This is a genomic window from Massilia suwonensis (genome assembly GCF_042655665.1).
Lineage (GTDB): Bacteria > Pseudomonadota > Gammaproteobacteria > Burkholderiales > Burkholderiaceae_D > Telluria > Telluria suwonensis.
The window spans coordinates 264,804-286,264 of record NZ_JBHSMR010000013.1 but is presented as its reverse complement, the minus strand read 5'-3'; the positions used below and the strand labels follow the sequence as shown (position 1 = coordinate 286,264).

18 protein-coding genes, 2 tRNA genes and 1 pseudogene are annotated in these 21,461 nt (G+C 64.9%); 11 read left to right on the top strand and 10 right to left on the bottom strand.

Annotation, left to right across the window (positions count from 1 at the left end; genetic code table 11):
* Positions 1-96: 96 nt before the first annotated feature.
* From ACFPQ5_RS09175 to ACFPQ5_RS09135, 9 genes and pseudogenes are all read right to left on the bottom strand, one after another.
* Positions 97-173 (bottom strand) — tRNA-Asp (locus ACFPQ5_RS09175).
* 103 nt (positions 174-276) lie between these two features.
* Positions 277-549: an HU family DNA-binding protein gene (locus tag ACFPQ5_RS09170; protein WP_056335784.1), complete on the bottom strand. Its 273-nt coding sequence runs from the start codon at positions 547-549 to the stop codon at positions 277-279.
* Positions 550-770: 221 nt separating this feature from the next.
* On the bottom strand, positions 771-3,176 hold the full coding sequence (gene lon / locus ACFPQ5_RS09165; protein ID WP_379753897.1) for an endopeptidase La: 2,406 nt from the start codon (positions 3,174-3,176) through the stop codon (positions 771-773).
* Positions 3,177-3,447: 271 nt separating this feature from the next.
* Positions 3,448-4,716: an ATP-dependent Clp protease ATP-binding subunit ClpX gene (gene clpX / locus ACFPQ5_RS09160; protein ID WP_379753894.1), complete on the bottom strand. Its 1,269-nt coding sequence runs from the start codon at positions 4,714-4,716 to the stop codon at positions 3,448-3,450.
* A gap of 169 nt (positions 4,717-4,885) precedes the next feature.
* Positions 4,886-5,503 carry an ATP-dependent Clp endopeptidase proteolytic subunit ClpP gene (clpP, locus tag ACFPQ5_RS09155; RefSeq protein WP_136218280.1) on the bottom strand — a complete coding sequence of 206 codons (618 nt, stop codon included), beginning with the start codon at positions 5,501-5,503 and terminating at the stop codon, positions 4,886-4,888.
* A 77-nt stretch (positions 5,504-5,580) separates the two neighbouring features.
* Positions 5,581-6,921 carry a trigger factor gene (gene tig, locus ACFPQ5_RS09150; protein ID WP_379753890.1) on the bottom strand — a complete coding sequence of 447 codons (1,341 nt, stop codon included), beginning with the start codon at positions 6,919-6,921 and terminating at the stop codon, positions 5,581-5,583.
* Positions 6,922-6,952: 31 nt separating this feature from the next.
* Positions 6,953-7,039: transfer RNA gene (locus ACFPQ5_RS09145), tRNA-Leu, on the bottom strand.
* A 291-nt stretch (positions 7,040-7,330) separates the two neighbouring features.
* A pseudogene (locus ACFPQ5_RS09140) lies at positions 7,331-10,409 on the bottom strand (efflux RND transporter permease subunit).
* 19 nt (positions 10,410-10,428) lie between these two features.
* Complete coding sequence (locus tag ACFPQ5_RS09135; RefSeq protein WP_379753887.1) at positions 10,429-11,556, bottom strand: efflux RND transporter periplasmic adaptor subunit; 1,128 nt, start codon at positions 11,554-11,556, stop codon at positions 10,429-10,431.
* A gap of 132 nt (positions 11,557-11,688) precedes the next feature.
* Between ACFPQ5_RS09135 and hpnC the strand changes: the two genes are divergently transcribed.
* The 6 genes from hpnC (at position 11,689) to ACFPQ5_RS09105 (ending at position 16,588) form a co-directional block, all read left to right on the top strand.
* Positions 11,689-12,498 carry a squalene synthase HpnC gene (gene hpnC, locus ACFPQ5_RS09130; protein ID WP_379753885.1) on the top strand — a complete coding sequence of 270 codons (810 nt, stop codon included), beginning with the start codon at positions 11,689-11,691 and terminating at the stop codon, positions 12,496-12,498.
* Positions 12,499-12,581: 83 nt separating this feature from the next.
* Positions 12,582-13,415 carry a presqualene diphosphate synthase HpnD gene (hpnD, locus tag ACFPQ5_RS09125; protein WP_379753882.1) on the top strand — a complete coding sequence of 278 codons (834 nt, stop codon included), beginning with the start codon at positions 12,582-12,584 and terminating at the stop codon, positions 13,413-13,415.
* Positions 13,402-14,805 carry a hydroxysqualene dehydroxylase HpnE gene (gene hpnE, locus ACFPQ5_RS09120; protein WP_379753879.1) on the top strand — a complete coding sequence of 468 codons (1,404 nt, stop codon included), beginning with the start codon at positions 13,402-13,404 and terminating at the stop codon, positions 14,803-14,805. The genes hpnD and hpnE overlap by 14 nt, the downstream gene beginning before the upstream one ends.
* A gap of 31 nt (positions 14,806-14,836) precedes the next feature.
* Positions 14,837-14,986: a hypothetical protein gene (locus ACFPQ5_RS09115; RefSeq protein WP_379753877.1), complete on the top strand. Its 150-nt coding sequence runs from the start codon at positions 14,837-14,839 to the stop codon at positions 14,984-14,986.
* A 3-nt stretch (positions 14,987-14,989) separates the two neighbouring features.
* Positions 14,990-15,766, top strand: a complete 777-nt coding sequence (locus tag ACFPQ5_RS09110) for a DUF1700 domain-containing protein (protein WP_379753874.1) — start codon at positions 14,990-14,992, stop codon at positions 15,764-15,766.
* 9 nt (positions 15,767-15,775) lie between these two features.
* Positions 15,776-16,588 carry a GIN domain-containing protein gene (locus ACFPQ5_RS09105; RefSeq protein ID WP_379753871.1) on the top strand — a complete coding sequence of 271 codons (813 nt, stop codon included), beginning with the start codon at positions 15,776-15,778 and terminating at the stop codon, positions 16,586-16,588.
* A 139-nt stretch (positions 16,589-16,727) separates the two neighbouring features.
* On the opposite strand, the gene ACFPQ5_RS09100 is transcribed toward ACFPQ5_RS09105, so the two are convergent.
* Entirely contained in the window at positions 16,728-17,981 is a 1,254-nt protein-coding gene (locus tag ACFPQ5_RS09100) for a TIGR03862 family flavoprotein (protein ID WP_379753868.1), read from the bottom strand.
* A gap of 150 nt (positions 17,982-18,131) precedes the next feature.
* Between ACFPQ5_RS09100 and ACFPQ5_RS09095 the strand changes: the two genes are divergently transcribed.
* The 5 genes from ACFPQ5_RS09095 to dctP all read left to right on the top strand — a co-directional run bounded on the left by ACFPQ5_RS09095 (position 18,132) and on the right by dctP (position 21,141).
* Positions 18,132-18,518 (top strand): hypothetical protein, encoded by a 387-nt coding sequence (locus ACFPQ5_RS09095; RefSeq protein ID WP_379753865.1) that lies wholly within the window; start codon positions 18,132-18,134, stop codon positions 18,516-18,518.
* Entirely contained in the window at positions 18,515-18,718 is a 204-nt protein-coding gene (locus ACFPQ5_RS09090) for a helix-turn-helix transcriptional regulator (protein WP_379753862.1), read from the top strand. Before ACFPQ5_RS09095 ends, ACFPQ5_RS09090 begins: the two co-directional genes overlap by 4 nt.
* Entirely contained in the window at positions 18,715-19,650 is a 936-nt protein-coding gene (locus ACFPQ5_RS09085; protein WP_379753859.1) for an alpha/beta fold hydrolase, read from the top strand. Before ACFPQ5_RS09090 ends, ACFPQ5_RS09085 begins: the two co-directional genes overlap by 4 nt.
* 9 nt (positions 19,651-19,659) lie before the next feature.
* On the top strand, positions 19,660-19,884 hold the full coding sequence (locus ACFPQ5_RS09080) for a hypothetical protein (RefSeq protein ID WP_379753856.1): 225 nt from the start codon (positions 19,660-19,662) through the stop codon (positions 19,882-19,884).
* Between the two features lie 216 nt (positions 19,885-20,100).
* A complete protein-coding gene (gene dctP, locus ACFPQ5_RS09075) occupies positions 20,101-21,141 on the top strand; it encodes a TRAP transporter substrate-binding protein DctP (RefSeq protein ID WP_379753853.1) in 1,041 nt (346 codons plus the stop codon).
* Positions 21,142-21,461 lie beyond the last annotated feature (320 nt).

Here is a 21,461-nt window from a genome sequence, read left to right as displayed (position 1 = left end):
TGTCTTCTACGCACAAGTTAAAAAAAAAGGCGAACTCGCGTTCGCCTCTTCTCGTTGACATCCTCTTTCTCAAGCATGTCAGATACTGCTGAAATCTGGCGGAGCGGACGGGGCTCGAACCCGCGACCCCCGGCGTGACAGGCCGGTATTCTAACCAACTGAACTACCGCTCCACAAAACACTGGGTACTACTCCATCCGTGCGGCGAAAGCCGAGAGGCTTAAGCTCTCCACCTGCTACAGGATGTTTTCTTTGCATGTCACTGCAAAGAAGGCATTAGTTTACAGCATCTTTCAGTGCTTTACCAGCCTTAAATTTCGGAACCTTTGCAGCTTTAATCTTGATCGGTTCCTTGGTGCGTGGATCGCGGCCGGTGCGCGCGGCGCGGTCGCCGACGGTGAAGGTGCCGAAGCCGACCAGGGTCACGCTGTCGTTGTTCTTCAGGGTGTTGGTCACCGCTTCGATCATCGCGTCCAGGGCACGGGTGGCCGAGGCCTTGGTAATGTCCGCGGATTTCGCGATTTCTTCGATCAGTTCAGTCTTGTTCACTCGTATCCTCTTTCGTTCCTGGCGCTGCGGCGCTGCGCCTTCCTGCAAAAAGTGCAAGCGCGTATTAAACAAGGGGCGTTTGCTTCTGTCAAGCAACATTCATCCGTGAATGCTTCAATATGGTGATTTATTGGCTTTCGCCGATGTGGCGCGGGCATTTCCGTTCACGCATGGGCGAAAAAAAGGCGCCCCGCAGGGCGCCCTTTATGACGTCACAGCGATCAGTGCTTGACCACGCCTTCCTGGCCGTCCGTCGACGGCGCCGGCGTCACCGACACGGCCGGCACGTCGACGATCGCTTCCGGCTGCCGTTCCAGCGCCACTTCCAGCACCTTCTCGATCCAGCGTACCGGCACGATCTCGAGCTTGTTCTTGACGTTGTCCGGAATCTCGGCCAGGTCCTTCACGTTCTGCTCGGGGATCAGGACCGTCTTGATGCCGCCGCGATGCGCCGCCAGCAGCTTCTCTTTCAGGCCGCCGATCGGCAGCACTTCGCCGCGCAGCGTGATCTCGCCCGTCATCGCCACGTCGGCGCGCACCGGGATGCCGGTAAAGGCCGACACCAGCGCCGTCGTCATGCCGATACCGGCGGACGGACCGTCCTTCGGCGTCGCACCTTCCGGCACGTGGATGTGGATGTCGCTCTTTTCGAACGCTTCCGCCTTGATGCCGAAGCGCTGGGCACGCGAGCGCACCACGGTGCGCGCCGCCTCGATCGACTCCTTCATCACGTCGCCCAGGGTACCGGTGCGGATGATGCCGCCCTTGCCCGGCACGTTCACGGCTTCGATCGTCAGCAGGTCGCCGCCGACCTCGGTCCAGGCCAGACCGACCACCTGGCCGACCTGGTTTTCCTTCTCGGCCACGCCGAAATCGTAGCGACGTACGCCCAGGAACTTGTCCAGGTTCTTGTTGCTGACGACGACGGCCTTTTCCGACTTCTTCAACAGCAGCATCTTGACGACCTTGCGGCAGATCTTCGAGATTTCACGCTCGAGCGAACGCACGCCGGCTTCGCGGGTGTAGTAGCGGATGATGTCGCGGATTGCCGACTCTTCCACCTTGATCTCGCCGTCCTTCAGGCCGTTCGCCTTGACCTGCTTCGGCAGCAGGTAGCGCTGCGCGATGCTGGTCTTCTCGTCTTCGGTGTAACCCGAGAGGCGGATGACTTCCATCCGGTCCAGCAGTGCCGGCGGGATGTTGAAGGAGTTCGAGGTCGCCACGAACATCACGTCCGAGAGGTCGAAGTCGACTTCCAGGTAGTGGTCCGAGAAGGTGTGGTTCTGTTCCGGATCCAGCACTTCCAGCAGGGCCGAGGACGGATCGCCGCGGAAGTCCGCGCCCATCTTGTCGATCTCGTCGAGCAGGAACAGCGGATTGCGCACGCCGACTTTCGCCAGCGACTGCAGCACCTTGCCCGGCATCGAGCCGATGTAGGTACGGCGGTGGCCGCGGATCTCGGCTTCGTCGCGCACGCCGCCCAGGGCCATGCGCACGAACTTGCGGTTCGTGGCGCGGGCGATGGACTGGCCCAGCGAGGTCTTACCCACGCCCGGAGGACCCACGAAGCACAGGATCGGGGCCTTCAGCTTGTCGACGCGCTGCTGGACCGCGAGGTATTCCAGAATGCGTTCCTTGATCTTCTCCAGGCCGTAGTGCTCGGCTTCCAGCACCTTCTCGGCGTTCGACAGGTCGTTGGTGACCTTCGACTTCTTCTTCCATGGCAGCGAGACCAGGGTATCGATGTAGTTGCGCACGACGGTGGCTTCGGCCGACATCGGCGACATCAGTTTCAGCTTCTTGATCTCGGCGGTCGCCTTGTCCAGGGCTTCCTTCGGCATCTTGGCAGCGATCACCTTCTTCTCGAGCTCGTCGATGTCGGCGCCGTCTTCGCCCTCGCCCAGTTCCTTCTGGATGGCCTTGACCTGCTCGTTCAGGTAGTACTCGCGCTGCGATTTTTCCATCTGGCGCTTCACGCGGCCGCGGATGCGCTTCTCGACCTGCAGGATGTCGAGTTCGCCTTCCAGCTGGCCGAGCAGGTGCTCGAGGCGCTTGGCGACGTTGAAGATTTCCAGGATGACTTGCTTCTGCTCGAGTTTGAGCGGCAGGTGGGCGGCCACGGTGTCGGCCAGACGGCCGGCGTCGTCGATGCCGGCCAGCGAAGCCAGGATCTCGGGCGGGATTTTCTTGTTGAGTTTGACGTACTGGTCGAACTGCTGGACGATCGCACGGCGCATCGCCTCGACTTCGGAATCGTCGCCGATTTCCGAACGCAACGGGGTCAGCTCGGCGACGAAGTGGGTCGGCGCATCGCTGATGTGGTCGATACGGGCGCGTTGCGAACCTTCGACCAGCACCTTCACGGTACCGTCGGGCAGTTTCAGCATTTGCAGGATGTTCGCGACGCAGCCGATCTCGTAGATGTCAGCGGCGGAAGGTTCGTCCTTGGCAGCCGCCTTCTGGGCAGCGAGCATGATGCTCTTGCCCTGCTCCATCGCGGCTTCGAGCGCCTTGATCGATTTCGGGCGGCCAACGAACAGGGGTATTACCATATGGGGAAACACGACCACGTCGCGCAACGGCAGGAGGGGCAGCGTCGTTTGCTCGGTTAATTTCGAAGTTGTCATGGTATACCTTATAAAAAGCGTGTAACGGATGTTGGGCGCACACGGTTAAAACTCAAGACCGTCCCGAATTTATTTCTACGAATAAAAAAACAACTTCGCGAAATGCAATCTGGACGTTCCAATAAAAATCCCGATTTGAAATAAAAAAGCCACTACGTGACGGGGCGTCACGAGTGGCTTTTCGATTGAAGCCGGATGCTTTTATTGAGGTAAATTGTACCGCCAAGCTCCCAGCGCACAAGTGCTTTTGTGGTTTCCGCGCGGATATTTTTTAATTTTCTCCGGAGGCTTTTGCGGTTTCGCTGTAAATCAGCAAAGGTTTCGCGCCGTTCGTGATCGTATTTTCATCAACCACGACTTTCACGACGTTTTGCTGATTCGGCAATTCGTACATCACGTCGAGCAGCGCGTGTTCCAGGATCGAACGCAGGCCACGGGCACCGGTTTTGCGCGCCAATGCCTTTTTCGCAATCGCGTGCAGTGCGGCTGGACGAATTTCCAGTTCCGCGCCTTCCATTTCCAGCAGTTTCGAATACTGCTTGATCAGCGCATTCTTCGGCTCGATCAGGATCTGGATCAGCGCTTCTTCCGTCAGCTCGCTCAGGGTGGCGACGACCGGCAGGCGGCCGACGAGTTCCGGGATCAGGCCGAACTTGATCAGGTCTTCCGGCTCGGCTTCGAGCAGGATTTCGCTGTTCGAGCGCTGGCTCTGGCTCTTCACGCTGGCGGCAAAGCCGATGCCGCTCTTTTCCGAACGGTTCTGGATGATCTTGGCCAGGCCGTCGAAGGCGCCGCCGCAGATGAACATGATGTTGGTCGTGTCGATCTGGACGAAGTCCTGGTTCGGATGCTTGCGCCCGCCCTGCGGCGGCACCGACGCCATTGTGCCTTCGATCAGTTTCAGCAGGGCTTGCTGCACGCCCTCGCCCGAGACGTCGCGGGTGATCGACGGATTGTCGGACTTGCGCGAAATCTTGTCGATCTCGTCGATGTAGACGATGCCGCGCTGGGCCTTCTCGACCTCGTAGTTGCAGCTCTGCAGCAGCTTCTGGATGATGTTCTCGACGTCTTCGCCCACATAGCCCGCTTCAGTCAGCGTGGTGGCGTCGGCGATGACGAAGGGCACATTCAGCATGCGCGCCAGGGTCTGGGCCAGCAGGGTTTTACCGGAACCGGTCGGGCCGACGAGCAGGATGTTGCTCTTGGCCAGCTCGACGTCGTCCTTCTTGCCCAGGTGCTTGAGGCGTTTGTAATGGTTGTACACCGCCACCGACAGGATGCGCTTGGCGGTCTGCTGCCCGATCACGTACTGGTCGAGCAGTTCGGCGATTTCGTGCGGGGTCGGCAGGTCGGACTTGGCGCCCGCCACCGATTCCACGTTCGAGGTCTCGTCGCGGATGATGTCATTGCACAGGTCGATGCACTCGTCGCAGATGAACACCGAAGGTCCCGCGATGAGCTTTTTGACCTCGTGCTGGCTCTTGCCGCAGAACGAGCAGTACAGGAGCTTTTCGCCGCTGGAGGATTTTTTGTCAGACATGGGGGGCAGGTCTCATTAAGTACTGGAAATATAAACGCGAATATAACGGGAATGCGCGGACGCGACAACGCATGCGTACACCACCATGCTACCCGAAATAAAAAACAAACGCCCGAACGTGTTTGCGCCCGGGCGTTTTTTAAGCAACACCTTGTGGTGGCTCAAGCGCTTAGGCGCGGTTGGTCAGCACCCGGTCGATCAGGCCATACTCGACCGATTCCTCGGCCGACATGAAGCGGTCGCGGTCGGTATCCTTGTGGATCTGCTCGACGCTCTGGCCGGTGTTCTCGGCCATGATGCGTGCCAGGCGCTCGCGCAGGTACAGGATTTCCTTGGCCTGGATTTCGATGTCCGAAGCCATGCCCTGCGAACCGCCGGACGGCTGGTGGATCATGACGCGCGAGTTCGGCAGCGAGAAACGCTTGCCCTTGGCGCCGGCCGCCAGCAGGAAGGCGCCCATCGAAGCCGCCAGGCCCGTGCACAGGGTCGACACGTCGGGCTTGATGAAGTTCATCGTGTCGAAGATGGCCAGGCCGGCCGAAACCGAGCCGCCAGGCGAGTTAATGTAGAGCGAGATGTCCTTGTCCGGATTCTCGCTTTCCAGGAACAGCATCTGGGCGACGATCAGGTTGGCCATCTGATCGTTGACAGGACCGACCAGGAAAATCACGCGTTCCTTGAGCAGACGCGAGTAAATGTCGTACGCGCGTTCGCCACGGCCGCTTTGCTCAACTACCATCGGCACGAGGCCGAGTGCTTGGGTGTCCAATGCCGGATTACGGTTCATACCTGTCTCGTTCCTTGTAAGAGGGCTAAAAACGGGGCTGCAACGGTAGGCTCAAGTAACCGAGCCTACCCTCAAGCTCAACCCTGTGGGTTGCTGCCCATCAATTCGTCGAAGGCGACGTCCTTGGTGGCGACCTTCGCCTTGCCAAGCACATAGTTAACGACGTTTTCTTCCAATACAAGGGCTTCCACTTCGCCCAGGCGACGACGGTCGCTGTAGTAGTACTTCAGGACTTCCTTCGGATCTTCGTAGCTCTGCGCGAAGTCTTCGATCTGGGCCTTCACCTGCTCTTGCGTTGCTTGCAGGTTGTTGTCCTGGACCAGTTGCGACAGGATCAGACCCAGGCGCACGCGGCGCTCGGCCTTTTCGGCGAACAGGTCGGCCGGGAACGGCAGGCTCTTCACGTCCATGCCGCGCTGGGCCATGTCCTGGCGGGTCTGCTCGGCCAGGCGCTCGGAATCCTGCTGGATCATGACTTTCGGCACGTCCATCTCGGTCACTTTGACCAGGGCGTCCATCACGGCTTCCTTGTTGCGGGCCTTGACGCGGGCGTTGACTTCACGCTCCAGGTTGGTCTTGATGTCGGCGCGCATTTTTTCGATCGAGCCGTCTTCGATGCCCAGCGACTTGGCGAACTCTTCGTCGACTTGCGGCAGGTGCGCCCATTCCAGCTTCTTCAGCGTGATGGTGAACTCGGCGGTCTTGCCGGCGACGTCGGCGCCGTGGTAATCCTCAGGGAAAGGCAGCGGGAAGGTCTTGCTCTCGCCCACTTTCAGACCCACGGTTGCCGATTCGAATTCCGGCAGCATGCGGCCTTCGCCGAGCACGAATGCGTAGTCTTCCGCCTTGCCGCCCGAGAATTCCACGCCGTCGATGGTGCCGACGAAGTCGACGGTCACGCGGTCGCCGTTGGCGGCGATGGCTTCGCCGCCGTCGCCGTGCTCGCCTGCCTCACCCTTGGTGTGGTAGTGCACGCGCTGCTTGCGCAGGATGTCGATGGTCTTGTCGATCTCGGTGTCCGAGACCTCGGCCTTGACGGTTTCGATCTCGGTGTTGGCCAGGTCGCCGATGACGACTTCCGGGAACACTTCGAAGGTCGCGTCGAAAGCCAGCATGCCTTCCGGTGCGTCCTGCTTCGGCTCGATTTTCGGGAAACCGGCAACGCGCAGCTGGTTTTCGTTGGCGGCTTCGTTGAAAGCGCGGCCGACGCGGTCGTTCAGCACGTCCGATTCGATCTGGTAGCCATACTGGGCTGCGACCATTTTCAGAGGCACTTTGCCCGGACGGAAACCAGGCGCCTTGGCGGTCTTGGCCTGCTTCTTGAGGCGTTTTTCAACTTCCGAACGGACGTCGCTCAGCGGAAAAGTGATCGTCAAGCGACGCTCGAGTTTGTCCAGGGTTTCGACTGCAGTTGCCATCGTAAAAATCGTCCAAAAAAATAATTATTCGTGGTGCGAGGAGGGGGACTCGAACCCCCACACCATTGCTGGCGTCAGGACCTAAACCTGGTGCGTCTACCAATTTCGCCATCCTCGCGCAGGATTGCATATTGCCACAAAAACAAAGGGCGCCCGACAGTAGAAACCGGCCGCCCTGCACTCCATTGTTTAGGGGCTACAACTTCAACCCGGTATTTTACTGGATTTTCTGACACTACAGGAGTGATTTTTATAAGGTGCGGGGCGTGGCTCATATACATATATGTCAGGCGGCGCGATTCCTCGGCCGGTGAAGCGCGTGGAGTCGGGACTCCACCCTACGCATTGCGCGAATCGTAGGGTGGAGTCCCGACTCCACGCGTTACGACGCATGCCAATCGAGACGCGTCTACCGGACAGGTTTCCTAACCCTGAACCACGCCGCATACAAGGCCGGCAGGAACAGCAGCGTCAACGCGGTCGCCACCAGCAACCCACCCATGATCGCCACCGCCATCGGCCCCCCAGAACACCGAGCGCGACAGCGGAATCATGGCGAGCGCCGCCGCAGCCGCCGTCAGCAGGATCGGCCGGCAGCGCCGCACCGCCGCCTCGACGATCGCATCCCAGGGCTCGGCCCCGGCGCGGATGTCGTGCTCGATCTGGTCGACCAGGATCACCGAGTTGCGGATGATCATCCCGAACAGCGCAATCACCCCGAGGTTGGCGACGAAGCCGAAGGGCCGGTCCAGTATCAGCAGCGCCATCGCCGCTCCCGCCACGCCCAGCGGCCCGGTAAGGAAGACCAGCATGGCCCGCGAGAAGCTGTGCAGCTGCAGCATCAGCAGGGTGAACACGATGAACAGCACCAGCGGCACATTGGCCGTGATCGAAGCTTCCGCCTCCGAGCTGTCGGCCGCGGCGCCCTCGAGCGTGATGCGGTAGCCGGCCGGCAGCCGGGCGCGGATCGGATCGAGCCTGGCGCTCACCTGCTCCGAGACGGTCGGTCCCTGGATGCCGGCCACCACGTCCGACTGCACCATGATCGCCCACTCGCGCCCCTCGCGCCAGATCACGCCCGGCTCCCAGGCCAGGCCAATGCGCGCCACCTGCCCCAGCGGCACCGGGCGGTTCGAGGCGGTGGCCACGTTCAGGTCCTGCAGCACGCCGATCGTCGCGCGCTCCTCGAACGGCTGGCGCACGACGATGTCGATCAGCTCGTTCGTTTCGCGGAACTGGCCGATCCGGGTACCCGTCAACAGCGTCTGCACCGCGCGGCGCACCCCTTGCGAGCTGACGCCCAGGGCGCGCAGCTTGTCCTGGTCGAGGTCCAGGCGCAGCACCTTGACCGGCTCGTTCCAGTTGTCGTTGACGCCGACCGCGTTGGGATTGGCGCGCAGCACCTCCTTGACCTGCCCGGCCACGGCGCGCACCACGCCGATGTCGGGGCCGGCCACCTGGAACTGCACCGGATACGGCACCGGCGGTCCGTTCGGCAGCAGTTTGACGCGCCCGCGCGCTTCGGGAAAGTCGTTCGCGAACACGTCTTCGATGGCGCGTCTGAGCCTTTCGCGGTGCGCCGCGTCAACCGGCAGCACCACGAATTGCGACACGTTCGACTGCGGAAAGATCTGGTCGAGCGGCAGGTAAAAGCGCGGGCTGCCGGTGCCGACATAAGTGGTGACGCTCTCGACGCCCTGCTGCCCGCGTACAAAGGTTTCGAACTTTTTCGCCAGCGCCTCGTTGGCCGCGAAGCTGGTGCCTTCCGGCAGCCACATTTCCACCATCAGTTCCGGCCGGCTCGAATCGGGAAAGAACTGCTTTTCGATGAAGCGAAAGCCGAACACGCCCAGCGCGAATACGGTCAGACTCAGCGCGATCGTCGTCTTGCGGTAGTCCACGCACCAGTTCACGAGCCGGCGAAAGCGCTGGAAGCCGGGCGTGTCGAATACCCCGTGCGCATTGGCGCCCGGCTTGGGCCTGAGCAGCAGGAATCCGATGTAGGGCGTGAAGGTCACCGCCACCACCCACGACACCAGGAGCGCGATCGCGTTCACCGAAAACATCGTGAAGGTGTATTCGCCCGCCGCCGACTTCGCCAGGCCGATCGGCAGGAAGCCCGCAGCCGTGATCAGGGTCCCGGTCAGCATCGGCATCGCGGTCGAGGTGTAGGCAAAGGTGGCCGCGTCCAGGCGCGACAGGCCCTCCTCCATCTTGCGCACCATCATTTCGACGGCGATGATGGCATCGTCCACCAGCAGCCCGAGTGCGATGATCAGCGCGCCCAGCGAAATCTTGTGCAGGGCGATGTCGAAGATGCGCATGAACAGAAAAGTGATCGCCAGCACCAGCGGGATCGTCATCGCAACCACCAGCCCGGGACGCACGTCGAGGCGCAATCTGGGCCGGGTATGCAGGCCCAGCGCCAGGAAACTGACGGCCAGCACGATCACGACCGCTTCGATCAGGGTGTGGATGAATTCGTTCACCGAGCTGGTCACGGCGCGCGGCTGGTCCGCCACCTGTTCCAGCTCGATGCCGACCGGCAACTGGGCGCGCACGCGGGCCAGCGTCGCCGCCAGCGCCTCGCCCATCCGGATGATGTTGCCGCCCTTCTCCATCGATACGCCCAGGCCGATCACTTCCCTGCCGTTGAAGCGCATCTTGTCCGCCGGCGGATCGCGGTAGCTGTGGCGCACGGTGGCGAAATCGCCCAGGCGGAAGGTGGTGCCGCCGGCGCGCAGCTGCAGGTCCTCCAGCTCGCCCAGCTTCCTGATCGCCCCGCCGACCCTGGCGTGCAGGTTGTCGCCGGGCGTGACCAGCACGCCTGCGGCCTCGACGTTGTTTTGGGTGGCCAGCTGGTTCACGACCTGCTCGAAGGGGATGCCCAGCTGCGCGAACTTCCGGTTCGAGAACACGATGTCGACCTGCTCGTCCTGCACCCCGAACTGTTCGACCTTGGCCACCAGCGGTACCGCCAGCAGCGCCTGGCGCACGAAATCGGCGTAATCCTTCATCTCGGCATAGGTGAAGCCGTCGCCGGACAGCGCGAAGATCGAGCCGTAGGTATCGCCGAACTCGTCGTTGAAGAAGGGCCCGAGGACGCCCTGCGGCAGGGTAGCGGCGATGTCGCCGATCTTCTTGCGCACCTGGTACCAGGAAGCGGGCACGTCGCGTGGCGGCGTCGACTCGCGCAGTTCGACCAGGATGGTGGTTTCGCCGGGCTTGGAAAAGCTGCGCAGGCGGTCGAGGTAGGGCGTTTCCTGCAGTTTGCGCTCGAGCTTGTCGGTGACCTGCTCGGCCATCTGCACCGCGGTCGCGCCCGGCCAGATGGCGCGCACCACCATCACGTGGAAGGTAAACGGCGGATCCTCGTCCTGGCCGAGGACCTTGTAGCTAAGGATGCCGCCGATCAGCAGCGCCGCCATCAGGTAGCGGGTCAGCGGGACGTGTTCGAGCGCCCAGCGCGAGAGGTTGAAGCCGCTCATCGCGCACCTCCAGCGCGCCCTATCGGCACGCTGCCGGCAGCCACCTCGGTATCGCCGCGGCGTGCCACGTCGGCCTGCAGGATGCGCACCTTCTGGCCCTGGCGCAGCAGGTTGACGCCGGCCGTGACGATGGCCTGGCCGTCCTGCACGCCCGTCCCCAGCAGCACGTCGTTGCCCACCTGGCCGACGACCTGCACGGGCACCCGGCGCACCGCGCCACGCTCCACCAGCCAGACTCCGGTCTTGCCCCCTCGTAGTGCAGGCTGCTCAAGGGCGCGCGCAGGCCGGCGCCGCTGCTTGCGGCCACCTGCGCCGTGGCCGTCATCCCCAGGCGCACCCCTGAGCGCGGCGGGATGGCGATCCGCGCCGGATAGGTGCGGGTGGCCGGGTCGGCCGCCGGCGACACTTCGCGCACGCGGCCGGGAATCGCTTCCTCCGGCTCGGCCCAGAGCCGCACCGCCACTTGGTCTCCGGTGCGCAAGCCCCCAACACGGTCTTCCGGAATCCCGATCACGACGTCCAGCGCATCCAGGCGCGCCACGCGTACCACCGGCGTGCCGGCCGCCACCACTTGGCCGGCCTCGGCCTCGATGCCGGTCACGACGCCGTCGACGTCGGACCGCAGGCTGGCATAGTCCGCCTGGTTGGCCTGGCTTTGAAAAGCGGCGCGCGCGGCCTCGGCCTCGGCGCGCGCCGCGCGCAGGGCGGCGCGCTTGGTGTCGAGCACCGACTCGCTGACGAAGTTCCGTGCGCGCAGTTCCTGGTAGCGCGCATAGTCCGCATCGGCTAGGTCGCGGCTGGTCTCGGCCGCGCGCAAGCTGGCCTGGGCCTGGCTGGCCGCCAGCCGCAAGTCCTGCGGGTCGAGCCGCATCAGCACCTGGCCGCGCCGCACCGTGGTGCCGACGTCGACCTCGCGGGCCGCGATCTTGCCAGCCACCCGGAAGCCCAGCTGGGACTCGTAACGCGGGCGCACTTCGCCCGCGAACTCGGCGCTGGCCTGGAACGGCGCCTGGCCGAGCACCGCGACGCGCACCGGGCGCACGGGCTCGGTGCCGGCTTCCTGTTTCGAGCACGCGCCCAGCAGGAGGGCGTACAGCAGCATGAAGGGCGCGGCCTTCGGCCAGCGCGGACGGATCAAGGTAGCCACGGCATTCTCCCTCTCGGTGGGACGGCGTGCTCTCTTAACCAGTATCGTGCGGATCGGGGCCCTCCTCAAGCGGCGACCCTTATAATGTCGCGCATACATTTTAGAAATGGCCGACCGGTCATTGTCGATCGCATGGCCGTCGAGCATTACGAAAATTTCCCCGTCGCTTCCATCCTGCTGCCGCGCCGCCTGGTGCCGGCCGTAGAAGCGATTTATGCCTTCGCGCGCGGCGCCGACGACGTCGCCGACGAGGGCGATGCCCTGCCGGCCCAGCGCCTGGCGGAACTGGGCGAATACGAAGCGGCCCTGGACGCGATCGCAGCCGGCCGCACGCCGGAGCGCCCGATGTTCGCGCGCCTGGCCGCGGTCGTCGCCCAGTACCGGCTCGACCTGCCGCCGCTGCGCGACCTGCTGTCGGCCTTTCGCCAGGACGTGGTCACGACGCGCTATCCGGACTATGTTTCTTTGCTCGACTATTGCCGCCGCTCGGCTAATCCGGTCGGTCGGCTGATGCTCGCGCTGTACGGCGTCGGGGGCGAGCAAAACCTGCGCGAGGCCGATGCCGTCTGCTCCGCCCTGCAGCTGATCAATTTCTGGCAGGACGTCGGCATCGACATCGGCAAGGGCCGCATCTACCTGCCTTTGGCAGATTTGCAGCGTTTTGGGGTGCCTGAAGCCGATATCGTCGCGCAGGCCGATACCCCGGCCTGGCGCGCCCTGATGGCATTCGAGGTCGAGCGCGCCCGCGCCCTGATGCTGTCCGGCGCCCCGCTCGCCACCCGGCTGCCCGGACGCATCGGCTGGGAGCTGCGGCTGGTGATCCAGGGCGGCCTGCGCATCCTCGAGCGCATCGAAAAAGCGCAGTACGATGTCTTCCGGCGCCGGCCCCAACTCGGCAAGTCCGATTATGTTCTGATGGTCTGGCGCGCGCTGCGCATGTAGGAAAAAACCCGTCAAGCGGACCCGGCAGCGACGCGCATCGGCTAAGATAGCGGATTCGCATCCCCTGCCATTGCCTTTTTTACATGTCTCCTGACGAATACTGCCAGCAAAAGACTGTCCAGAGCGGTTCCAGCTTCTATTACAGCTTCCTGTTCCTGCCGCCCGAGCGCCGCCGTGCGATCACGGCCCTGTACGCGTTCTGCCGCGAAGTGGACGATACCGTCGACGAAGCGAGCGACGCCTCGCTGGCGCGAATCAAGCTGGCCTGGTGGCGCACCGAAGTCTCGACCATGTACAAGGGCACGCCGACCCATCCGGTGACCCAGGCGCTCAAACCCCACCTGGATGTCTACAAGCTCGAAGAGGAGCACCTGCAGGCGATCATCACCGGCATGGAGATGGACCTCGACCAGAGCCGTTACCTCGATTATCCGGGCCTGCGTAAATACTGCTGGCATGTGGCCGGCGTGGTCGGCATCCTGTCGGCCAGCATTTTCGGCTACACGAATCCGCAGACCCTGCAGTATGCCGAGAAGCTGGGCCTGGCGTTCCAGCTGACGAACATCATCCGCGACGTCGGCGACGACGCCCGCCGCGGCCGCATCTACCTGCCCGTCAACGAGCTGCAGCAGTTCGGCGTGACGGCGGCCGACCTGATGAATGCGCGCCACAGCGAAAAGTTCGAGGCGCTGATGCGTTTCCAGACCGAGCGCGCGCAGGCGATGTACGACGAGGCCCTGGCCCTGCTGCCGAAGGAAGACCGGCGCGCCCAGCGTCCCGGCCTGATGATGGCGGCGATCTACCGCACCCTCCTCGACGAAATCGCCCGCGACAACTTCCACGTCCTGAACCAGCGCATCTCGCTGACGCCCTTGCGCAAGCTCTGGCTGGCGTGGAAGACCTATGTCCGTAACTAAAAAGGCGGTCGCCGTCATTGGCGGCGGCTGGGCCGGCTGCGCCGCGGCCGTCGAACTGGCGCGCAAGGGCGTGCAGGTCACCCTGTTCGAAGCCGCGCGCACCCTGGGCGGACGCGCGCGCGCCGTCGATATCGATGGCCGCCTGCTCGACAACGGCCAGCACATCCTGCTCGGCGCCTACAAGGAAACCCTGAGTCTCCTGAGCCGGGTCGGCGTCGATCCGAAGACCGCCCTGCTGCGCCTGCCGCTGCAGATGCGCTACCCGGAACACAGCGGCGGCATGGATTTCGTGGCGCCGCGCCTGCCCGCACCCTGGCACATGACGATCGCGCTGCTGCGCGCCAAGGGCCTGGCGCGCGCGGACAAGCTGGCGCTGGCGCGCTTCTGGACCGCCGCGCGCTGGATGGGCTGGCGCCTCGACACCGACGTCAGCGTGCGCACCCTGCTCGAGCGCTTCGAGCAGACCGCGCGCCTGCAGCGCCTGATGTGGGATCCGCTGTGCCTGGCGGCCCTGAACACCCCGCCCGAACGCGCCTCCGCCAACGTCTTCCTGGCCGTGCTGCGCGACAGCCTGGGCGCGAAGCGGGCGGCATCCGACATGCTGATCCCGCGCCTGGAACTGAGCGCCCTGTTTCCGCAGGCGGCGGCGCGCTATCTCGCCGCGAACGGCGGCAGCGTCCTGACTGGTCTTAAGGCGGCCGCCCTGCAGCGCAGCGGCGATGGCTGGTCGGTCGCGGCTGCCGGCGCCGACGAGCGCGTATTCGACGCCGTCGTGCTGGCCACGCCGGCCGCCCAGTCGGGCTTTCTTCTCGCGCCCTTCCCCGAGACGGCGCAGTTGGCGGAGCAGCTGCAGGCCTTCGAGTACGAACCGATCGCCACCTGCTACCTGCAATACGACCCGGGCCTGCGCCTGCCGCTGCCCTTCTGCGCCCTGCTCGACGCTCCCGAACAGCGGCATTTCGGCCAGTTCGCCTTCGACCGCGGCCAGCTCGATGCGGCCCAGGCCGGCCTGCTGGCGGTCGTCGTCAGCGCCGCCGGTGCGGCTGCCGCGCTGGCCCAGGACGAGCTGGCGCGCGCCATCGCCGTCCAGCTGGACGCGGCCTTCCCCGGCCTCGGCCTGGCGGCGCCGCAGTGGAGCCGCGTGATCACCGAAAAGCGCGCCACCTTCGCCTGCACGCCGGGTTTGCAGCGCCCAGGGAATGCGACGCCGCTGCCCGGCCTGGTGCTGGCCGGCGACTATACCGCCGGCGACTACCCGGCCACGCTCGAGTCGGCGGTGCGCAGCGGCCAGGCCGCGGCCTCGGTCATCCTGCGTGGGAACCGGTCAGGCCGCGAAAACGGCAGCCTGTCGCACGGCGCTGGCGGCGGCAAGTCCGCATCCGTACAGTAGCAGCATCGGATACTGAATCACGGACATGCACATGACACCCCAACTCGGATTGCGCACCCTGCTCCTGCTGGCCCTGGTGGCCGCCAGCACGCTGGTGCTGGTCGCGCCCGAAGTCTTCGGCGCGCGCGCCAATCACACGGCACCGGCCCTGCTCTCGATGCTGCACCTGGGGCATGCCTGATCGATGGGCAAGCTCGAATACCTGGAGGCGCTGAAGCGCGCCATGCTCGGCCTGCCGCCGGAACTGCAGGCCAAGACCCTCGCATGGTACGAACAGCGCTTCGTCGACGGCATGGCTGCCGGCCGTGCCGAGCTGGAGATCGCACGCGAGCTGGACGACCCGACCAAAGTCGCCCTGACCCTGCGCACCAGCACCCACATGCACGCCTTCAAGGAGCAGAAGAACCCGGCCAACCTGGTGCGCCTGCTGGTGTCCCTGGTGGGCCTGCTCATCTTCAACCTGTTCATGGTGATCCCGGCGGCGGTGTTCGGCTCGCTGCTGGCGGCGCTGTATGCCGGCGCCTTCGCCTTTTATGTGGGCGGCATCGCGATCACGGCGGCGGGCCTTGCCGGCGCCAACGAACTGGTGCTCGACGGGCCGCTGCGCCACGTGATCGACGGCCAGGCCGGCGACGGCGTGCGCACCCGGGTCTCGATCGGCGACACCGGGATCGAGGTCAGCCAGGACAGGGCCTCGGAGCCGCAGCCGGAAGCCGAAGCCGACTCCGAAAGCGGCGAAGGCTCGCGCGTGATGCGCGGCGCGGAGCGCGTGGCCAATAGCGGCATCCGCATCTCGACCGACGTCGACGACGAATCGCGCGCCACCCAGACGGTGCTCGGCCTGTCGATGGTGCTCGGCGGGATCGTGCTGTTCCTGGTCTCGATCGTCGTCACCCGCTACGCCGCGCTGGGCGTGAAGCGCTACCTGCAAATGAACATGTCCCTGCTCCGGGGCAGCTGAGGAGAGACCATGCGTTCCCTGTTCAAGGTCGGCCTCGGCCTCCTGCTCCTCGCTTTCGTGCTGATAGGACTGTCCTACGGCATGCTGCGCGCCCAGGGCGGCGCGACGAGCAACGACCATATCCGCACCCGCCTGGTCGGCGACGAGAACCGCAGCATCACGCGCCAGGTGCGCGCCGTGGAACTGAGCGGCCCGATCGACCTGAGCCTGCGCTACGGCGCCGAAGCTTCGCTGGTGGTGCGCGGCGAGCAGCGCCTGCTGGCCAACATCGAAACCAGCCAGACCGGCCGCGTGCTGCACATCGGCACCCGCGGCATCGTGCTGCGCCACCGCCAGCCGATCGAAGTCGAACTGACGCTGCCGAGCCTGGAGCGCGTCGGCGTCGACGGCAGCGGCGATACCCGCATCAACGGCTTTTCGGGCGAACGCATCGAACTGGAACTGAACGGCTCCGGCAGCGTCGACTTCAACGGCCGCTACCGCCAGGCCAAGGCCGTCGTGCACGGCACCGGCGAACTGACGCTCGACGCCGGCAACGGCGACAGCGTGGAAGCGGAACTGACGGGCGGCGGCACCATCACCCTGGCCGGCGCGGCGCGCAGCTTCGAGGCGGTGTCGAACGGCTCGGGCACGCTGGACGCCCAGCGCCTGCGGGCGGAAGCGGTGAAGGTGCGCCAGACCGGGTCAGGGAATGCGAGCGTCACGGCGCATGCGACCGTGGCGGCGGCGGTGAGCGGCAGCGGGGATATCGATGTGTATGGGAATCCGCCGGAGCGCAGCATCAGCCGTACGGGTAGTGGCGATGTGCACTTCGATCACTGAGTGATGCCAGAGGTGAGATAGACGTAGGGTGGACTCCCGAGTCCACGCGGTGATACGCGCCAAGATAACCGTCGAGCACGCAATCGGAGCCGAGACTGATTGGCTAGATCACCGAGCGCGAGTCCGGATCCGTCCCGTATCACCGCGTGGACGTAGTCCACCCTACGTACCGCAGTAAACCATCAGCCGCGGCGCGCCCGCTAGCGAAGCAGGCCGTCAGCAGATAACCTCCCGTCGGCGCTTCCCAGTCCAGCATCTCTCCCGCCACGAACACGCCCGGCACCGCGCGCAGCATGCCGTTCGCATCGAGCGCCTCGAAGCGCACGCCACCGGCGCTGCTGATCGCCTCCTCGATCGGGCGCGGACGTTTCAAGCTGACCGGCAGCGCCTTGATCGCGGCTGCCAGCACCTCTTCGTCCTGATACTCGCCCTGAGACAGGCATTCGCGCAGCAAGCCCGCCTTCACACCCTTGATCCCGAGCCGGCTTTGCAGGTGGCTGGCCATCGACCGCGACCCGCGCGGCCGCAGCACCTCGGCGCGTACCCGCTCGGCATCGAGATCGGGAACGAGATCGAGCCAGACCGTCGTCTGGCCACGCGCCGCGATCTGGTCGCGCAGCACGCTCGACAGGGCATACACCAGGCTGCCCTCGATCCCGGTCGCGGTCACGACGAACTGTCCCTGGCGCCGCGCGCGCTGCCCTGCGCGGTCTTCGTACTCGACCGCCACCGTGATCAGCGGCGCGCCCGCATGCTTCTCGCTGAAGTGCGGCGACCAGTCGGTATCGAAGCCGCAGTTCGCCGGCACCAGCGGCGCCACCTCGACGCTGCGCGCGGCCAGCAGCGGCACCCAGGCCGCATCCGACCCGAGGCGCGGCCAGCTGGCGCCGCCCAGGGCCAGCAGCACGGCGTCGAAGCCTTCGCTGCGTTCGCCCTCCGGCGTCGCGAAGCGCAGGTTGTTACCATCCCAGCCCAGCCAGCGGTGCCGCATGTGAAAGCGCACGCCGCCCTCGCGCAGCCGGTGCAGCCAGGCGCGCAGCAGCGGCGCGGCCTTCATCTCGGTCGGGAAGACGCGCCCCGAGCTGCCGACAAAGGTATCGATCCCGAGTCCGTGGATCCAGTCGCGCACGGCGCCTGGTCCGAAGCCTTCCAGCCAGGCGCCGACCTCGCCGCTGCGCGCCCCGTAGCGGCGCACGAAGTCCTCGTAGGGCTCCGAGTGGGTGATGTTCATGCCGCCCTTCCCGGCCAGCAGGAATTTGCGCGCCACCGAGGGCATCGCATCGAAGACCTCGACCTGTACGCCGCCCGCGGCCAGGACTTCGGCGGCCATCAGGCCGGCGGGGCCGCCGCCGATGACGGCGACACGGGGAGAGGTTTGCGCGGTGGAGATCATGCTGGGCCAATCGGGAACGGGACGCGCATTGTAGTCCAGATTGGCCTGCGCAAGAATATATGTAAAGGATGCTTGACACCGAAATCCTTCGCGCCTACGATGTAAAGCATACTTTACAGTCAAGTTGACTTTACACCAGAGGAGACTACCGTGCACGAGAAACGCGCCGCCAAGATCTACATGCGTGAGCTGATCGCTTCCATCGCGCTCTATACCATCATCCTGATCGCGGCCATCCGCTTCGGGCGGCCGATGGCGCCGGGCGTGCTGCGCACCATCGTCCTGCTCAGTCCCATGATCGGCTTCGGCGCCGCGATCTGGGCCATCGTGCGGCACCTCCAGCGCGCCGACGAGTACATCCGCATGCGTCTGCTCGAAAACGTCTCCCTCGGCGCGGCGATCACGGCCGGCCTGACCTTCAGCTACGGCTTCCTCGAGACCGCCGGCTACCCGAAGCTCTCCATGTTCACCGTCTGGTGCGTCCTGTGCCTGTCGGTGGCCGCGGTGCAGCTGATCCGCAAGGTACTCGACCGATGAACAACCACATCAAGGAACTGCGCGCCGAACACGGCTGGAGCCAGGCCCGCCTGGCCGAGCTGCTCGACGTCTCGCGCCAGACCGTGATCGCCATCGAAACCGGCCGCTACGACCCCAGCCTGCCGCTCGCCTTTGCGATTGCCCGCCTGTTTCAACAACCGATCGAAGCCATATTCAATCCCGACCAGGAGCCAGCATGAAAGCGTCCATATTGTTTGCACTGTTGTTTGCCGCAGCCGTCCCTTCCTTCGCCGCCGAGGCGCAGCCGCAGCAGCAGCCGAACCGCTTCGCGCAAGCCATCGCGCCGGCCGAGCGCTTCGAAATCAAGGGCATGCTGGTCGAACGCCACGGCAGCGGCGGCCGCCCACTGATCCTGATTCCAGGACTGGCCACCGGCGGCTGGGTATGGCAGGAGACGGTGCGCGCCTTTGCCGGCACGAATACGGTGTACGTGGTGACCCTGCCCGGCTTCGACGGCCGGCCTGCGGTCGAGGGCAATCCGTTCGACGCCGCCAGGGACGCGTTGAAGGATCTAGTCGTCTCGCGCCGTTTGGCGAAACCGGTGCTGGTCGGGCATAGCCTGGGCGCCACGCTCTCCATCGCCGTCGCCGAGGACATGCCGCAACGGATCGGCGGCGTGGTCGCCATCGACGGCCTGCCCGTCATGCCGCGTACCGAAGACCTGCCGCCGGAGCAGCGCGCGGCGATGGCCGAGAACATGCGGCGCCAGATGGCCGCCAGCGCCGGTCCCGCGTTCGCCGCCCAGCAGCGCCAGTACATGCGCGCCATCGGCAGCACCGACATGGGCAAGGCAGACGACATCGCCCGGCTCACCAGCCGCAGCGATCCGCAGGCGGTGGCCGCCTACGTCGGCGCCGTGATGGAGCAAGACCTGCGGCCCGGCCTCTCGACAATCCAGGCGCCGGTACTGGTGCTCGCGCCCTTCTACGGCCCTGACAGCGCCGCGCAGGGAGGCATATCCGCCAGCGACAAGGTGGCGTATTATCGGGAACTGATGACCGGCACCCCGAAGCTGGACGTCGTACAAATCGACAACGCGCGCCACTTTGCCATGATCGACCAGCCGGCGGCAGTGAACGACGCGCTGCGCACTTTCCTGAAAAAACTGTAAGGAGACAGCATGCCACCCATGAGCCACTGGATCGTCCAGTACCTGATCGCCGTCGTCACGATGACCGCCCTGCTGGTCGGCATCGACATGCTGGGCGGCGAGACCTTCGTGCGCGCCCTGCTGTCGGGCGCCGCCTGGGCCGCGGTCGCTTCCGCCCTCTTCATCGGCACCCGCTACCGCAACATGAAGCGCAACATTGCCTGTGGCGTGTGCGACGCGCTCGACCGCAAATAAGTTCCCTCATCCTCCTTGATGGAGTACCGGCCTGCCCCTGGCGGCGGGCCGCATACTCATCTGTTATTCACAGTGCATTTGTTAAGAAAACAAGATACTGCTTGACAAGCTTTATCAAGAGAATATTCTTGTAAGCACTGATCCGCGGACGATGAGGGCCTCGATGCTCTTACGATCCGCCCGGTAGTGTCGTTTTACTCATCTTGGAGGATGAATATGTCGTTGAAGACAGGGCCGCTTTTGGCTCGTAGAACCCTGCTGGGCGCGATCGCGTCCAGTCCCCTGTGGCTCGGCAATGCCTGGGCCGCTTCGCAGGCAATGAAGATCTCGCATCAGTTCCCAGGCGGCAGCGTGATGGAAGGCGACTTCCGCGACCGGCTGTGCCGCATGTTCGCGGCCAGCGTGGAAAAGCGCACCCGCGGCAGCCTGAAGTTCTCGATCTATCCGAATGCCGCGCTGATGGCGCCGAACGCCCAGTTCGGCGCGCTGAAGAAAGGCAGCCTGGAGCTGGCCCTGGTGCCGCTGTCCTATGCGGCCGCCGAATCGCCGGAAGCGAACATCGGCCTGATGCCGGGCCTGGTGACCTCGTACAGCCAGGGCTATGGCTGGAAGAATGCGGAAGTGGGCCAGGAGCTGACCCGCATCCTGGCCGACCAGGGCCTGGTGGTGATCAGCTGGATCTGGCAGGCCGGCGGCGTCGCCGCGCGCGGCACGCCGATCCTGGCGCCCGAAGACACGCGCGGCCTGAAGGTGCGCGGCGGCTCGCGCGAAATGGACCTGATCCTGCAGGAAGCCGGCGCCACCATCGTCAACGTGCCTTCGAACGACATCCACGCCGCGATGAAGAGCGGCGCCCTGGACGCGGCCTTCACGTCCTCGACCTCTCTGATTTCCTTCCGCCTGCAGGACGTCTCGCGCTCGCTCACCACGGCGCGCAGCGGCGGCTACTGGTTCATGCTCGAGCCCCTCCTGATGTCGAAGACCGTGTTCGACCGCCTGCACAAGGACCAGCAGTCCGCGATCATGGCGGTCGGCGCCGAGCTCGAGCAGTTCGCGCTGCGCATGGCCCAGGCCGACGACGCGGCGGTGGCCAACGTCTACTCGCGCACCGGTGCGCGTGTGGTCGACATGGATGCCGAAGCGCTCAAGAAATGGCAGGAGATGGCGCGCACGACTGCATGGGCCGCCTTCGGCGCGCGCAACGAGAACTGTGCGAAGCTGCTGGCGCTGGCCGAGAAATCGATCGCTGCGCTATAAATGTAGGGTGGGCACTCCGTAGTGAAACCGCCGTTGAGACCATTGGCCTCAACGGCCCCACGCCGTACGCGCGCCTCCGGCATACGCAGCGCTGATTGGCCGCTCGCAGGCTCTCCGAGAACTACGCACCCAGGCTAGCCGGCTGTCGGAGACAGCGCGAGCGATTTAGCACGGCTGCAGGTGAAAGCTTGCGTGCCACCGCGTGGGCACGGAGTGCCCACCCTACAAACTACCGGGTGCGGTTTTCCCGTAGGGTGGGCACTCCGTGCCCACGCCGTACGCGCGCCTCTGGCATACGCGGCGCTGATTGGCCGCTCGCA